The sequence below is a fragment of the Streptomyces sp. 2P-4 genome, from assembly GCF_030167965.1.
Lineage (GTDB): Bacteria > Actinomycetota > Actinomycetes > Streptomycetales > Streptomycetaceae > Streptomyces > Streptomyces globosus_A.
Genome location: NZ_CP095011.1, coordinates 6,456,742 through 6,470,601, shown reverse-complemented (window position 1 = coordinate 6,470,601; position 13,860 = coordinate 6,456,742). Strand labels below are relative to the sequence as shown.

The following is a 13,860-nucleotide window of genomic DNA, read 5'->3' as shown; positions in this document are numbered from 1 at the left end:
GACCGGAAGCGAATCCGAGGAGTGGCCGTGCCCGTGCGCCCCGTACCGATCATCATCGACTGCGATCCCGGGCACGACGACGCCCTCGCGATCATGCTGGCGGCGGGTGATCCGAGCGTCGAGCTGCTTGCCGTCACGACGGTCGCGGGCAACCAGACCCTCCCCAAGACCACGCTGAACGCGCTGCGGGTGTGCACGGTCGCCGGGATCACCGGGGTGCCGGTCGCCGCGGGCTGCGACCGGCCGCTGGTGCAGCCGCTGGCGGTCGCGGCCGACGTGCACGGCGTGTCCGGCCTCGACGGGCCGGGCTTCCCGGCGCCCTCCGTGGACACCGTGCCCGAGCACGCCGTGGACCTCATCCACCGGATCCTCGCCGGGCACCCCGAGCCGGTGGTGCTCGTCCCGACCGGGCCGCTGACCAACATCGCGCTGCTGCTGACCCGCCACCCCGGGGACGCCGGGCGCATCCGGGAGATCGTTCTCATGGGCGGTTCGGCGGGGCGCGGCAACCGCACGCCGTCCGCGGAGTTCAACGTGCTGACCGATCCGGAGGCCGCGGACATCGTCTTCCGCAGCGGGGTGCCGCTGACGATGTGCGGGCTGGACGTGACGCACCAGGCGCTGGCGACGCCCGAGGTGGTGTCCCGCTTCGCGGGGATGGGCACGCCGCTCGGCGACGTCTGCGCGGGGCTGCTGACGTTCTTCGCGGGCACCTACCGCGAGCTGTACGGTTTCGCGCACCCGCCGCTGCACGACCCGGTGGCGGTGGCCCGGGTGATCGACCCGGGCATCGTGGGGTGCGTCGACGCGAACGTCGTGGTGGAGCTGTCGGGCCGGTACACGCGGGGTGCCACGGTGGTGGACCTGCTCGGGCAGACCGGCCGGCCGGTGAACGCGCGGGTGGCGACGACCCTGGACGCCGACCGGTTCTGGGACCGGGTCGTCGCCGCCGTCAGCGCGCTCGGGGCCGCCTAGGCCAGCGAGATGCTGTCCCCGTCGACGGTGATTTCGGCCGGGGCCAGCGGGCGGGTGGCGGGTCCGCCGGCGACAGAGCCGTCGGAGACCTTGAACAGGCTCTGGTGGCAGGGGCAGACGATGTTGCCGTCGGCGACGGAGGCGACGGAGCAGCCCTGGTGGGTGCAGGTGGCGGAGAACGCCTTGAACTGGCCGGGCGTGGGCTGGGTGACGACGACCTTGCGGTCCTTGAACACCTTTCCGCCGCCGACCGGTATGTCCGAGGTCCGGGCGAGCGTGCCGCCGCCCCCGGCGCCGCCCGCCGCGGGGTCCCCGGCGGGCGGGGCACCCTGGGCGCCGGAGGCGTCCGGGGCCTGGGAGCCGCCGTCGCCGCCGCAGGCCGTCAGTGCGGCGCCGGCGAGCGTGGCGGCGCCCGCCGCGAGGACCGTGCGCCGGCGTGTCGTGTCGCCCATACCGTTCTCCTTCTCGTCCTGTGAGCAGGCCGGGGCATCGTCTGCTCCCCGGTCTCAGGAGGTACACGCCCGGTGGGCGCGCGCGGTTCACCGGACGGCAGGGGAACTTGCGGTCGAGCGGCGCCCGGTGGTCAGCCCGCCTCCTCGGGCAGCGTGGCGTGGACGGTGAACAGCGTGCCCGCCCCGGTGATCTCGAAAAGCCGGGCCACGGCGGGCCGGATCCCGGCGAGTTCCAGCGTGCTTCCTGCGGCGAGCGCGTCGAGCCGCCCCTGGAGCAGGGTGTTGAGCCCGGTGGAGTCGCAGAACTCCAGGCCGGTGCAGTCCACGAGGACGCGTGCGGCGCCCCCGGCGAGCGCCTGCCCGATCGCGTCCCGCAGCGGCTGCGGTCCGTCGTGGTCCAGTTCCCCGGACAGGGCGACGACCGCGATCGGGCCCTTCCGGCTCAGCTCCGCGGTGAATCCGTGCCCGCCGCCCCCGCCCGTCCCGTGCGCGTCTGCTGCCATGCGGTCCTCAGGCCTCCCTCCGGGGCCGAGCAGGAACCCCTCCGGGCCCGTTTCCGCGGGCGTCGGCCCCTGCGGGCGACCATACGCCGCCGCACCCCCGTGCGCGGCGGCACCGCGCGCCGCGTTGCGCCGGTGTGCCCCGCCGGGCAGGGTCGAGGCCAGCCTGCCGAGGCCTGCCTGCCCAGGCCGACGACCCGAGGAGCCGACATTGCCGATCGCCACGGTGAACCCCGCGACGGGTGAGACGGTGCGCACCTTCGAGCCGATGGGGGCGGAGGCCGTCGAGCGGTGTCTGGACGACGCCGTGCGCGCCTTCGCCGCCTACCGCACGACCGGCTTCGCCGAGCGGGCGGAGCTGCTGCTGCGGGCCGCGGACCTGCTGGAAGCGGACAACGAGGACATCGCCCGGACGATGACGGAGGAGATGGGCAAGCCGCTGGCGGCGGCCCGCGCCGAGGCCGCCAAGTGCGTGAAGGCGATGCGCTGGTACGCGGCGAACGCCGAGTCCCTCCTGGCGGACGAGGTGCCGGACCCGGCCGACGTCCGCGACAGCGGGGCCGCATCCGTGCGGACCCGCTACCGGCCGCTGGGGGTGGTGCTCGCGGTGATGCCGTGGAACTTCCCGCTGTGGCAGGTCATGCGGTTCGCGGCGCCCGCGCTGATGGCCGGCAACACCGGCCTGCTCAAGCACGCCTCGAACGTCCCCCAGACAGCCCTCTACCTGGACGGGCTCTTCGAACGGGCCGGGTACCCGCGGGGCTGCTTCCAGACCCTCCTGATCGGCTCGGGCGGCGTGGAGGCGGTGCTGCGCGACCCCCGGGTCGCGGCGGCGACGCTGACGGGCAGCGAGCCGGCCGGCCGGGCGGTGGCCGCGGCGGCCGGCGACGAGGTGAAGAAGACGGTCCTGGAGCTGGGCGGCAGCGACCCGTTCGTCGTCATGCCGTCCGCCGACCTCGAACGGGCCGTCAGGACGGCGGTGACGGCGCGGGTGCAGAACAACGGGCAGTCCTGCATCGCCGCCAAGAGGTTCATCGTGCACGCGGACGTGTACGACGGGTTCGCGGAGCGGTTCCGCGCCGCGATGGCCGCGCTCAGCGTCGGCGACCCGATGCTGGAGGGCACCGACGTGGGCCCGCTCGCCACCGAGAAGGGCCGGGCCGACCTGGAGGAGCTCGTCGACGACGCGGTGGCCGCCGGGGCGGAGGTCCTGTGCGGCGGGCGGCGGCCGCCGGGGCTGGAGCGGGGCTGGTACTACGAGCCGACGGTCCTCGCCGGGATCACCCCGGGCATGCGCATCGACCAGGAGGAGACGTTCGGGCCGGTGGCCACCCTGTACCGGGTCGCGGACCTCGACGAGGCGGTGGAGCGGGCCAACCACACGCCGTTCGGGCTCAGCTCGAACGTGTGGACGCGCAGCGAGGAGGACGTCGACCGGTTCGTCCGCGACCTGGAGGCGGGCGGGATCTACGTCAACGGCATGACCGCCTCGCACCCCGCCCTGCCGTTCGGCGGTGTGAAGCGCTCCGGCTACGGGCGGGAGCTGTCCGGGCACGGCATCCGCGAGTTCTGCAACGTCACCACGGTGTGGCAGGCGGCCGACTGACCCCGGTCCCGGTTCCGGCCCCGGCGCCTCTCACGGGGTCTGCCGATGTGCTGAACGTGGCCGTCCGCAGGCGTCGCCGGCCCGCCGAGGGGGGACGCAGCACGGGTGAGCCCTCTCGAACTGCGCCTGCGCGCGGCCCCCGGCCGGCCCTCCGGGCCCAGGCGGGCGGTGCTCGCCGGCTGCGTCGGCAACCTCGTCGAGTGGTACGAGTTCGGCGTCTACGGCTGCCTGGTCACGGTCATCGCGGAGAACTTCTTCACGCCCGCCGGGGCCGGTGCGGGCGGCGCCGCCGCCCTCGTCACGACGTACGCCTCGTTCGCCCTCGCCTTCTTCTTCCGCCCGGTCGGCGCCCTGCTGTTCGGGCGGATCGGCGACCGGGTCGGGCGGCGGCAGGCGCTCATCGCGGCGGTGGGCCTGATGACGGCCGCGACCACGGCGATCGGGCTGCTGCCCACGCGTGCCTCGATCGGCGCCGCCGCCCCGCTGCTGCTGACGCTCCTGCGGGTCCTGCAGGGCCTGTCCGCCGGGGGCGAGTTCGGCGGGGCGGTGTCGCTGATGACGGAGCACGCCCCTCCGGGGCGCCGCGGCCTGGGCGGCGCCTGGCAGTCGTTCACCGTCGCGCTCGGCCTGCTGGCGGGTGCCTGCACCGCCGCGGCGCTGGCCTGGGCGCTGCCAGCGGACGACCTGCGGGCGTGGGGGTGGCGGATCCCGTTCCTGCTGGCGCTGCCGCTGGGGGCGGTGGCGCTGTGGCTGCGGGCGGGGCTGGAGGAGCCGCCGCCGGCGGGCCGTCCCGGGGCGTACGGGGTGCCGGGGGCCGCGGCGGGGGTACGCCGGGGCGAGGTGGTCCGCGCGGTCGTCCTGGGGATCGGGCGGATCATGGGCTGGTCGGCCGCCGGGTACGCGTTCCTCGTGGTGCTCCCGTCCCACCTGCAGGCGGTGCTGGGGGCCTCGGCCCGCGACGCCCTCCTCGCCACCGCGCTCGCCAACCTCGGCTTCGCCGCGTCGATCCTGCCCGCCGGGGTGCTCAGCGACCGGGTCGGGCGCCGGCCGGTGATGCTGTGCGGGGCCGTCTCGGTGGTGGTGCTCGCCCTGCCGCTGCTGCGGCTCGTGCAGTCGCCCGGCGCTCCCCCGGCGGCGAAGGCCGCGGCCGTGCTCCTGGCGGGGGCGCTGGTGGGGCTGCTGGCGGGGCCGGGGCCGGCCATGCTCGCCGAGATGTTCCCGCGGCGGGTCCGCTGCACCGGCCTGGGGGTGGCGTACGCCCTGGCCAATGCGGTCTTCTCCGGCTGCGCCGGGCTCGTCATCACGGCCGTCGCGGCGGGGACCGGGAGCACGGCCGTGCCCGCGTACTACGCGGCGGGCGCCTGCGCACTGAGCGTGCCCGCCCTGCTGACGCTGGGCGGCGGCGCGCACCGGGAGGCCCTGCGGTGAGGGTGGTCGGGCTGATGTCGGGGACCTCGTACGACGCGGTGGACGCGGCGGCCGCCGACCTCTCGCTGTCCGCGGACGGCGGCACGCTGCGGCTGGCGCCGCTGGGCATGGTCAGCGCGCCCTACCCGGAGGAGGTGCGGGGTGCGCTGGCGGCGGCCCTGCCGCCCGCGGCCACCACGCTCGCGGACGTCTGCCGGCTGGACACCCGGATCGGGCAGGCCTTCGCGGCCGCGGCGGCCCGCGCGGACCGGGAGCTGTGCGCGGGCCGGGCCGAGCTGGTCGCCTCGCACGGGCAGACGGTGTTCCACTGGGCGCAGGACGGGCGGGTGCACGGGACACTGCAGCTGGGCGAGCCGGCGTGGATCGCGGAGCGCACGGGCTGCCCGGTGGTGTCGGGGTTCCGGCCGCGGGACGTCGCGGCGGGCGGCCAGGGCGCGCCGCTGGTCAGCCTGGTGGACCTGATGCTGCTGCGGGGGCGGCCGGGGGTGCCGGCCGCGCTGAACATCGGGGGCATCGCGAACGTGACCGTGGTGCGGCCGGGCGGCGGGGCGGTGGCGTTCGACACGGGGCCGGGCAATGCGCTGATCGACGCGGCGGTGCGGGAGCTGACCGGGGGGCGGCTCGGGTACGACCGGGACGGGCTGCTCGCCGCGGCCGGGCGGGTCGACGGGGGGCTGCTGGGGCGGCTCGCGGCGGACCCGTACTACCGGCTGGCGCCGCCGCGGACGACGGGGAAGGAGCTGTTCCATGCGGGCTATCTGCGGGAGCACCTCGCCGCGGGCGGGGGCCGGGGGGCTCCCACCGGGGAGGACCTGGTGGCGACGCTGACCCTGCTGACGGCGCGGACGGTGGCGGAGGCGCTGCGGCCGCTCGGCGCGACGGAGGTGTTCGCGTCGGGCGGCGGGGTGCGCAATCCGACCCTGATGGGAATGCTGCGGGCCGAGCTCGGGCCGTCCGGGGCGGCGGTGCGCGGCTCGGAGGAGCTGGGGCTTCCGGCGGCGGCGAAGGAGGCGTACGCGTTCGCCGTGCTGGGCTACCTGACGCTGCACGGGCTCCCGGGGAACGCGCCGGACTGTACGGGGGCGGGCGGCCCGCGGGTGCTGGGCTCGCTGACGCCGGGGCGGCGCCCGCTGCGGCTTCCGGAGCGGCCGCAGCGGGAGCCGTACGCACTCGCCGTGAGCGGGTAGCGGTTCAGGCGGCGGGGGCGGGGTCCAGGAGGTGGGGGCCGTTGTTGCGGACGCTGTTGACGGCGGTGGAGACGGCCCGTACCTCCAGGCGGCCGGCGGCGGGGGTGTGGAGGAGGGCGCGCAGGGCGTCGGCGTCCTGGTGGGCGGGGTCGAGCCAGGCGTCGTAGTCGTCCGGGTCGAGGGCGAGCGGCATGCGCGGGTGGATGCGGCCGGCCGCGTCGGCGGCCTCGGTGGTGATGATCGTGGCGGTGGCGAGCCAGGCAGCGGGGTCGTCCTCGTCGGTGACGGCCGGGTCGCGCCAGAACTCGTACAGGCCGGCCATGGCCATGACGGAGGCGTCCTCGGGGGCGATGAAGTAGGGCTGCTTGTAGGCCTTCGCGGTGGCGGTCGCGGGGACGGACTGCCATTCGTAGAAGCCGTCCGCGGGCAGGAGGCAGCGGCGCCGGGTGAAGGCGCGGCGGAAGGCGGGCTTCTCGTGGACCGTCTCCATGCGGGCGTTGATCATGCGGGCGGCTCCGCCGGGGTCCTTGGACCAGGAGGGGACGAGGCCCCAGCGCAGGGTGCGCAGGCGGCGGCCCGGCTCGCCGGTGTCGCGGTCGGGCCGCTCCAGCACGGCCCAGACGGGGTCCGTGGGGGCGACGTTCCAGCTGGGGGCGAGCTCTTCCCGGGGCTCCAGGCGGGCCTGGAACAGGCCGGCGAGGTCCTCGGGCGCCCGTGACGAGGCGTACCGTCCGCACATGGCCTCCACTGTGCCATCCCGCGGCCGGCGCCGCGGGCGCGGGGAACAAGGAGGGGTACGTGCCCGCAGCCGCCGGGGCGACCGCCCGGGCCGCTCACCGCAGGCGGCCGCCGCTTCCAGCGTAGGCCGCCGGGCCGGGTGCCGACACCGGGCGGCCGGGCCCCGCCCGCCGGACCGGCGGTCGGCGGGCGGGCAGGACGGCGGGCGGGCAGGCGGGCAGGCGGGTCAGGACGCGAGGGCGGTGGCGACGACCGCGCGGGCCTCCTCCTGGACGCGGGCCAGGTGGTCGGGCCCGCGGAAGGACTCGGCGTAGATCTTGTAGACGTCCTCGGTGCCCGACGGGCGCGCCGCGAACCAGGCGTTCTCGGTGGCGACCTTGATGCCGCCGATCGCGGCGCCGTTGCCGGGGGCGTGCGTGAGGACCGCGGTGACGGGTTCGCCGGCGAGGGTGTCGGCGGTGACCTGTTCGGGCGAGAGCCGGGCGAGCACCGCCTTCTCCTCGCGGCCGGCCGGCGCGTCGATGCGCGCGTACGCGGGCTCGCCGAACCGTTCCGCCAGGGCGGCGTAGCGCTCGCTGGGGGTGCTGCCGGTGACGGCGAGCATCTCGGAGGCGAGCAGGGCGAGGATGATGCCGTCCTTGTCGGTGGTCCACACCGATCCGTCGCGCCGCAGGAAGGAGGCGCCCGCGGACTCCTCGCCGCCGAAGCCGAGGGTGCCGGCGGACAGCCCGTCCACGAACCACTTGAACCCGACGGGCACTTCGACCAGTGTCCGGCCGAGGTCGGCGGCGACCCGGTCGATCATCCCGGAGGAGACGAGGGTCTTGCCGACGGCCGCCGTGCCGGGCCAGTCGGCGCGGTGGCGGTACAGGTAGTCGATGGCGGTGGCGAGGTAGTGGTTGGGGTTCATCAGCCCGCCGTCGGGGGTGACGATGCCGTGCCGGTCGGCGTCGGCGTCGTTGCCGGTGGCGATGGCGAACCGGTCGCGGCCCTCGATCAGGGAGGCCATCGCGTACGGGGACGAGCAGTCCATGCGGATCTTCCCGTCCCAGTCGAGCGTCATGAACCGCCAGGCGGGGTCGGTGTGCGGGTTGACGACGGTGAGGTCGAGGCGGTGCTCCTCGGCGATGCGCTGCCAGTACGCGACGGAGGCGCCGCCGAGGGGGTCGGCGCCGATCCGGACGCCGGCGGCGCGGACCGCGTCGAGGTCGAGTACGGAGGGCAGGTCGCGGACGTACGTGCCGAGGTAGTCGTATGCCGCGGTGGTGGAGGCGGCCCGGGCGCGGGTGTAGGGCATCCGCAGGACGTCCTTCATGCCGCCTGCGATCAGCTCGTTGGCGCGCTCCTGGATCCAGCCGGTGGCGTCGGATCCGGCCGGTCCGCCGTGCGGCGGGTTGTACTTGAACCCGCCGTCGGCGGGCGGGTTGTGGGAGGGGGTGACGACGACGCCGTCGGCGAGGCCGGAGGTCCGGCCGCGGTTGTGGGTGAGGACGGCGTGCGAGACGGCGGGCGTCGGGGTGTAGCCGTCGGCGGGGTCGAGGAGGACGGTGACGCCGTTCGCGGCGAAGACCTCCAGGGCCGTCGCCCGGGCGGGCTCGGAGAGGGCGTGGGTGTCGGCGCCGAGGAAGAGCGGCCCGTCGGTGCCCTGGCCGGCCCGGTACTCGCAGATCGCCTGGCTGGTGGCGGCGATGTGGTCCTCGTTGAAAGCGGTCGCCAGGGAGGACCCGCGGTGCCCGGAGGTGCCGAAGGCAACGCGCTGGGCGGGGTCCGCCGGGTCGGGGTGCAGGGTGTAGTACGCGGTGACGAGCCGGGCGACGTCGATCAGGTCGTCCGGGCCCGCCAGCTGCCCTGCTCGTTCGTTCGGCATGCGCCGGCTCCTCCGTACTGGTCCAACGGGAACAACACGGGCCATTGTCGCGTCGGCGGCGCGCCCCCGCACAGGCGCCCCCCGGCCTTCCTGCGCTACATGGGGCCCCGTTCGGCCGCGAGGGCGACGGAGCGGACCCAGGGGAGGTCGGCGAGCGCCTCGATGCCGTGCCGGGAGAGGGTCGCGGTGAGGCCGGTGCGGCCGCCGGCGCCCTCGATGTCGAAGGCGAGGAGCCGTTCGCGCTGCTCCTCCGTGGGCGGTGCGCCGAGGCGGACGAGGACGTCGAGGTCGCGGGCGTGCGGGTCGCGGTCCTCCTCGTCGACCGCCCGGGCGAGTGCCGCGTCGAGTTTGCCGTAGTCCACGTCGTACGCCTCCGCCGTCCTCGCAGGTGCCGGGAGATGCCGGGCGGCCCGCGGCCGGGGCCGGGGGCCGCCTCCAGGGTCGGCCCGTCCCGGGCGGCCCGCACGGCGGGGCGGGCCGTACGGGCGGTCGGCACGGCGCGGACAGCTCCTCCGGTCCGGTTGGTCCGGATGCTCCGGTTACTCGACGACGAGCTCGACGGGGATGTTGCCGCGGGTGGCCTTGGAGTAGGGGCAGACCTCGTGGGCCTGCTTGACCAGAAGCGCGCCGGTCTCGCCGGCCAGCGACTCGGGCAGTTCGATGCGCAGGGTGACGGCCAGGCCGAAGCCGGTGGCGTCCTTGCCGATGGAGGTCTCCGCGGTGACGGACACCTCGCCGGTGTCGACCTTGGCCTGCCGGCCGACGAGGCCGAGTGCACTGGCGAAGCACGCCGCGTAGCCGGCGGCGAAGAGCTGCTCGGGGTTGGTGCCCTGGCCGTTGCCGCCGAGCGCCGGGGGCATGGCGAGCGCGAGGTCGATCTGGCCGTCCGAGCTGACGGTGCGGCCCTCGCGGCCGTTGGCGGTGGCGACGGCGGTGTACAGCGCGTCCATCGGGGTTCCTCTCGCGGTGGTGGTCCGGGCGGCCGGTGCGCCGCCTGACGACCACAACTAGAGCACACAATTCAATTGTGCACAACTCAATCGCTCGCCGTCGGTTCCCCGGCTACACTGGCCGGCATGAGCGAGCAGCCCACCGACACCCCCGGCGACGAGGACTTCCTCCGCCTCGACAGCCAGATCTGCTTCGCGCTGAACGCGGCGAGCCGCGCCTTCGGGAGCGTCTACCGGGTCGCCCTGAAGGACCTCGGCCTGACCTACCCGCAGTACCTGGTCATGCTCGTGCTGTGGGAGGACGGCACGACCCCCGTCAAGCAGCTCGGCGCCCGCCTGCGGCTCGACTCGGGCACCCTCTCCCCGCTCCTGAAGCGCCTGGAGGCGGCCGGGCTGATCCGCCGCGAGCGCAGCACCGAGGACGAGCGCTCGGTGCACGCCGTCCTCACCGAGGCCGGCACCGGGCTGCGCGCCCGGGCGGCGGAGGTCCCGCGGCGGATCGCCGCCGCCACCGGCTGCGACCTCGCCGAGATCCGCGACCTCCAGACCCGCCTGAACCGCCTGACGACCGCCCTCGACGCCGCCGCCGCACAGGTCTGACGGAGATCCGGCGCGCCGCGGCGCCGACGGCGTAGATTCGGCGGCATGGTGCACGTACTGGGCAGCAGGGTCCTGCTCACCCCCACGGATCCGGAGCGCTCGCGCGCCTTCTACGGCGGCGTCCTGGGGCTGGCGGTCTACCGCGAGTTCGGCACGGGGCCCGACCGGGGCACCGTCTATTTCCTCGGCGGCGGCTTCCTGGAGGTCTCCGGCCGGTCGGCCGCGCCCCCGGCGCCCGGGCTGCGGCTCTGGCTCCAGGTCGCCGACGCGCAGGCCGCGTACGAGGAATTGCGCGAGCGGGGTGCCGAGGTGCTGCGGCCGCCCGTGCGGGAGCCGTGGGGGCTGGTCGAGATGTGGATCGCCGACCCGGACGGGGTCCGGATCGCGGTCGTCGAGGTGCCCGAGGACCATCCGCTGCGCTACCGCCCGTAGCCCCGCCGCACCGTGCCGCGGGGCGCGGCGCTGTCAGCGCCGGGCGGGCGGGGCGGTGTTGGTGGCGTCGACGGCGTGGCGCAGGCCCCGCGCGAGGGCGGCCGCGTCGTCCACGCCCCAGAAGTGGGTGTAGAAGAGGCGGGGTTCGTCCATCAGGCCGTGGTTGTGCAGCTCGATGACGGACAGGCCGCCGCGGCGCAGGGCGGGGAGGACGTGGTGGACCTCCTCGGCGGTCATCACGAAGTCGCCGTTCACGGCGGCCCGCCCGCCGCCGAGGGGCTGGAAGGCGAGGACGGTGGCCATGCCGGTGGCTGCGGGCACGATGCGGTGCTCGTCGGTGACGGTCTCGCGGCGGCCGAAGGTGTACTTGTAGATGCCGCCGTCGTTGGTGCCTGCGGCGCCGAGGGCGGCGTCCATGGCGGCGGTGTCCAGGTCGAGGGGCGGCACGGCGGCGGGCGGGGCCGCGGGCGGGGTGCCTGTGGCGGCGAGGACCGCCCGCAGTCCGCGGGCCGCCTCGACGGCGTCGTGCCCCATCGCGTGGAAGTGGGTCCACCACACGTCGGGTTCGTGGGCGAGCAGGTGCTTGTGGATGGCGGTCTGGCCGAATCCGTTCGCGTGCAGGGCGTCGGTGGCGCGCTGGAGCTCCGCCTCGACGACGACGAGGTCGCCGCGCACCACGGTCATCCCGTCGGCGTACGGGGTGAAGGCGGCGTACGAGCTGAGTGCCAGCCCGGGGTGGATGGTGACGCCCTGGGAGACGACGGTCAGGTCGCGGCGCGGGAAGGCGACCCGGTAGACGAGGCCGGACATGAGGCGTCCGGGGCGCCCCAGGGCGGCCGCGACGCCCAGCCAGTCGGCGTCGGTGGTGGGCACCGGCTCGATCGGGGTCCGGGCGGCGGGCACGGACGCGGTGCCGGGGACGGCGGCGGCTGCGGTGCCGGTGGCCGCCCCGGCGCCGGCGAGTACGGGTGCGAGCGCTGCCGCGGTCAGCAGCCGGCGCCTGGATGTGCCGGCGGGGGCTTCCCCGCCGGGCCGTCGGTCTCGGGTCATGGTCAACGCCTCCGTCCGGTCCGTCGACTGGCGATGCAACCACGGCGCACCGGCCGTCGGGCGCAGGCCGGCGCCCGCTGCGGGCCGGACGGGGGAAAGGCTCACCCGTGCGGGGCGGGCGCGGGCCGGAACACTGACGGAAACGTGTGAGGCGCCGGCGCAGGCGGGGCGGAGTACGGGCGGTGCCGGCCGGTCAGGAGAGCGCGGACACCTTGAAGACCGCCTGCGCCGTCTCGCTGTCGATCAGGCGGGAGAGCCGGCGCATCGGCGCCACGCCCTCGGCCAGGGTTCCCCGGGCGACGCTCGTGTCGATGTCCTGGCCGACCCGGTGCCACAGCGGGGGGTTCGCCGTGAGGACCCGCGGGTCGAGCTCGACGCGGTTGCCGTCCGTGTCGGTCAGGACGAGCCGCTGCGCCGGCCCGTCGTGCCAGACCACGGAGACCAGCCGGTCGGTGCGGACCCGGCGCCGGCGGACGAGCCCGCGCGTGGTCAGCCGTCCGGGGGCGGCGCTGACCCGGGTGGGCCACAGGACGACGAAGAGGACCGCGCCGAGCCCCGTCCAGACCGCCGTCCGCGGCCAGTCGGTGAAGCCGGCTGCGGCGTCGACGCCCAACAGGAGCGAGGTCAGCACCACGGCGGTGGCCGCCGAGGCTCTCGCGTCCGGGGCCCAGCCGCTGTCCTGGACAGCCTTCGGTTCGGCCACGGGAAACCCTCCCACATCAACACATCAACAAAGATCAAGGTGTACAACGCATTCAACTACCCAGGGACACGGCGGGCAGTCCCTCCCGGGGCCCTGCGGCGGCAGGTTGGCGCATTCGGGGCGTTCGATGACGCTTTGGCGCACCCTGCGCGGTGCGGGCGGGGCCCGGCCGGGCGCGGGGCGCTGCGTACCCTTGCGGCATGACGATGCACAAGACCGGCCGTGTGAGTGTCGACGCGATGCTCGAAGACCTCAGGACCCTCGTCGAAGTCGAGTCCCCGTCGCGGGACGTGGAGGCGCTGGCCGCGTCGGCGAAGGCGGTCGCGGGGGTCCTGGAGGGGCGGCTCGGCGGGCAGGCCGTCCTGGTCGACAGCGAGGCCGGTCCGCACGTCCACTGGTCGGGCGGCGGGGAGCCGCGCGTGCTGGTCCTCGGCCACCACGACACGGTGTTCCCGCTGGGCACCCTGGAGCGGCGGCCGTTCGCCGTCGGGGGCGGGCGGGTGACCGGGCCGGGCGTGTTCGACATGCTCGGCGGGCTCGTCCAGGCGGTGCACGGCATCGCGTGCCTCGGCGACCCGTCGGGCGTGGAGATCCTGGTGACCGCTGACGAGGAGGTCGGCTCGCACACCTCGCGGGCGCTGATCGAGGAGCGGGCGCAGGCCTGCGGCGCCGTCCTCGTGGTGGAGGGCGCCGCCGACGGCGGGGCGCTGAAGACCGGCCGGAAGGGCTGCGGGTCCTTCCACGTCTGCATCGCCGGCCGCGCCTCGCACGCCGGGCTCGAACCGGCCGCCGGGGTCAACGCCCTCGTGGAGGCGGCTCACCAGGTGCTGGACATCGCCGCGCTCGGCCGGCCGGAGGTCGGCACCACCGTCACCCCGACCGTCGCGTCCGCCGGAACGCTGGACAACGTCGTCCCGGCGGAGGCGAGCATCGTGGTGGACGTCCGGGTGGAGACGGCGGACGAGAAGGAGCGCATCGAGTCCGCTTTCGCCGCCCTCGCCCCGCACCTGGCGGAGGCCGAGATCACGGTGAGCGGCGCCGTCGGCCGGCCGCCGATGCCCGAGGCGGCTTCGGCCGGGCTGTTCGCCCTGGCGAAGGAGCTGCTGCCGTCGCTGGAGGGCAGGGCCGTCGGCGGCGGCAGCGACGGCAACTTCACGGCCGCACTCGGCGTGCCCACCCTCGACGGCCTCGGCGCGGTCGGCGGCGGCGCCCACGCCGACCACGAGTACGTGCTGGTCGACACCATGGCGGAGCGCGCCGAGCTGGTCGCGGGCCTGGTACGCGCGATCCGGGAGCAGCCGCGGCCTGCGGCCCGGTAGAGCGCTCGAAGGAGCGCACCACGGCGCGCCCGGTGTCCGTCGTGTGCGCGCGG

At 75.8% G+C, this 13,860-nt stretch carries 15 protein-coding genes; 7 read left to right on the top strand and 8 right to left on the bottom strand.

What is annotated here, in order from left to right; all coding sequences use genetic code 11:
* The first annotated feature begins 33 nt into the window (after positions 1–33).
* On the top strand, positions 34–975 hold the full coding sequence (locus MUK52_RS28885) for a nucleoside hydrolase (protein ID WP_284581327.1): 942 nt from the start codon (positions 34–36) through the stop codon (positions 973–975).
* On the opposite strand, the gene MUK52_RS28880 is transcribed toward MUK52_RS28885, so the two are convergent.
* The gene (locus tag MUK52_RS28880; protein ID WP_114056221.1) at positions 972–1,427 is read right to left on the bottom strand and encodes a Rieske (2Fe-2S) protein; all 456 of its coding nucleotides are present in this window, start codon (positions 1,425–1,427) and stop codon (positions 972–974) included. The two genes, MUK52_RS28885 and MUK52_RS28880, sit on opposite strands and share 4 nt — an antisense overlap.
* 131 nt (positions 1,428–1,558) lie before the next feature.
* On the bottom strand, positions 1,559–1,930 hold the full coding sequence (locus tag MUK52_RS28875; protein ID WP_284581324.1) for an STAS domain-containing protein: 372 nt from the start codon (positions 1,928–1,930) through the stop codon (positions 1,559–1,561).
* A 208-nt stretch (positions 1,931–2,138) separates the two neighbouring features.
* Between MUK52_RS28875 and MUK52_RS28870 the strand changes: the two genes are divergently transcribed.
* From MUK52_RS28870 to MUK52_RS28860, 3 genes are all read left to right on the top strand, one after another.
* Positions 2,139–3,533: an NADP-dependent succinic semialdehyde dehydrogenase gene (locus tag MUK52_RS28870; protein ID WP_114056223.1), complete on the top strand. Its 1,395-nt coding sequence runs from the start codon at positions 2,139–2,141 to the stop codon at positions 3,531–3,533.
* A 105-nt stretch (positions 3,534–3,638) separates the two neighbouring features.
* Positions 3,639–4,961, top strand: coding sequence for an MFS transporter (locus MUK52_RS28865; RefSeq protein WP_284581321.1), 1,323 nt, complete (start codon positions 3,639–3,641; stop codon positions 4,959–4,961).
* Entirely contained in the window at positions 4,958–6,148 is a 1,191-nt protein-coding gene (locus MUK52_RS28860; RefSeq protein ID WP_284581318.1) for an anhydro-N-acetylmuramic acid kinase, read from the top strand. The genes MUK52_RS28865 and MUK52_RS28860 overlap by 4 nt, the downstream gene beginning before the upstream one ends.
* 4 nt (positions 6,149–6,152) lie before the next feature.
* Here the strand turns inward: MUK52_RS28860 and MUK52_RS28855 are convergent, their stop codons facing one another.
* The 4 genes from MUK52_RS28855 to MUK52_RS28840 form a co-directional block, all read right to left on the bottom strand.
* Positions 6,153–6,887, bottom strand: a complete 735-nt coding sequence (locus MUK52_RS28855; protein ID WP_114058741.1) for an SOS response-associated peptidase — start codon at positions 6,885–6,887, stop codon at positions 6,153–6,155.
* Between the two features lie 225 nt (positions 6,888–7,112).
* Positions 7,113–8,753, bottom strand: coding sequence for a phosphoglucomutase (alpha-D-glucose-1,6-bisphosphate-dependent) (pgm, locus tag MUK52_RS28850; RefSeq protein ID WP_114056226.1), 1,641 nt, complete (start codon positions 8,751–8,753; stop codon positions 7,113–7,115).
* A gap of 95 nt (positions 8,754–8,848) precedes the next feature.
* Positions 8,849–9,115, bottom strand: a complete 267-nt coding sequence (locus MUK52_RS28845) for a hypothetical protein (protein ID WP_114056227.1) — start codon at positions 9,113–9,115, stop codon at positions 8,849–8,851.
* 177 nt (positions 9,116–9,292) lie between these two features.
* The gene (locus MUK52_RS28840; protein ID WP_114056228.1) at positions 9,293–9,703 is read right to left on the bottom strand and encodes an organic hydroperoxide resistance protein; all 411 of its coding nucleotides are present in this window, start codon (positions 9,701–9,703) and stop codon (positions 9,293–9,295) included.
* A 126-nt stretch (positions 9,704–9,829) separates the two neighbouring features.
* Here MUK52_RS28840 and MUK52_RS28835 point away from each other — a divergent pair, with 126 nt between their 5' ends.
* A complete protein-coding gene (locus tag MUK52_RS28835; protein WP_114056229.1) occupies positions 9,830–10,303 on the top strand; it encodes a MarR family winged helix-turn-helix transcriptional regulator in 474 nt (157 codons plus the stop codon).
* A 45-nt stretch (positions 10,304–10,348) separates the two neighbouring features.
* The gene (locus MUK52_RS28830; RefSeq protein ID WP_114056230.1) at positions 10,349–10,735 is read left to right on the top strand and encodes a VOC family protein; all 387 of its coding nucleotides are present in this window, start codon (positions 10,349–10,351) and stop codon (positions 10,733–10,735) included.
* A gap of 33 nt (positions 10,736–10,768) precedes the next feature.
* On the opposite strand, the gene MUK52_RS28825 is transcribed toward MUK52_RS28830, so the two are convergent.
* Both MUK52_RS28825 and MUK52_RS28820 read right to left on the bottom strand, forming a co-directional pair.
* Complete coding sequence (locus tag MUK52_RS28825; RefSeq protein ID WP_284581312.1) at positions 10,769–11,785, bottom strand: DUF1259 domain-containing protein; 1,017 nt, start codon at positions 11,783–11,785, stop codon at positions 10,769–10,771.
* A 193-nt stretch (positions 11,786–11,978) separates the two neighbouring features.
* Complete coding sequence (locus tag MUK52_RS28820) at positions 11,979–12,488, bottom strand: hypothetical protein (protein ID WP_246042598.1); 510 nt, start codon at positions 12,486–12,488, stop codon at positions 11,979–11,981.
* A 200-nt stretch (positions 12,489–12,688) separates the two neighbouring features.
* On the opposite strand from MUK52_RS28820, the gene MUK52_RS28815 reads away from it, so the two are divergent.
* Entirely contained in the window at positions 12,689–13,807 is a 1,119-nt protein-coding gene (locus MUK52_RS28815; protein WP_284581308.1) for a M20 family metallopeptidase, read from the top strand.
* The last annotated feature ends 53 nt before the right edge of the window (positions 13,808–13,860 follow it).

Excerpts from the sequence above, each read along its gene's own strand:
- MUK52_RS28880 (WP_114056221.1), bottom strand. The coding sequence starts at position 1,427 with ATGGGCGACACGACACGCCGGCGCACGGTCCTCGCGGCGGGCGCCGCC.
- MUK52_RS28875 (WP_284581324.1), bottom strand. The coding sequence starts at position 1,930 with ATGGCAGCAGACGCGCACGGGACGGGCGGGGGCGGCGGGCACGGATTC.
- MUK52_RS28855 (WP_114058741.1), bottom strand. The coding sequence starts at position 6,887 with ATGTGCGGACGGTACGCCTCGTCACGGGCGCCCGAGGACCTCGCCGGC.
- pgm (WP_114056226.1), bottom strand. The coding sequence starts at position 8,753 with ATGCCGAACGAACGAGCAGGGCAGCTGGCGGGCCCGGACGACCTGATC.
- MUK52_RS28840 (WP_114056228.1), bottom strand. The coding sequence starts at position 9,703 with ATGGACGCGCTGTACACCGCCGTCGCCACCGCCAACGGCCGCGAGGGC.
- MUK52_RS28835 (WP_114056229.1), top strand. The coding sequence starts at position 9,830 with ATGAGCGAGCAGCCCACCGACACCCCCGGCGACGAGGACTTCCTCCGC.
- MUK52_RS28830 (WP_114056230.1), top strand. The coding sequence starts at position 10,349 with ATGGTGCACGTACTGGGCAGCAGGGTCCTGCTCACCCCCACGGATCCG.
- MUK52_RS28825 (WP_284581312.1), bottom strand. The coding sequence starts at position 11,785 with ATGACCCGAGACCGACGGCCCGGCGGGGAAGCCCCCGCCGGCACATCC.
- MUK52_RS28815 (WP_284581308.1), top strand. The coding sequence starts at position 12,689 with ATGACGATGCACAAGACCGGCCGTGTGAGTGTCGACGCGATGCTCGAA.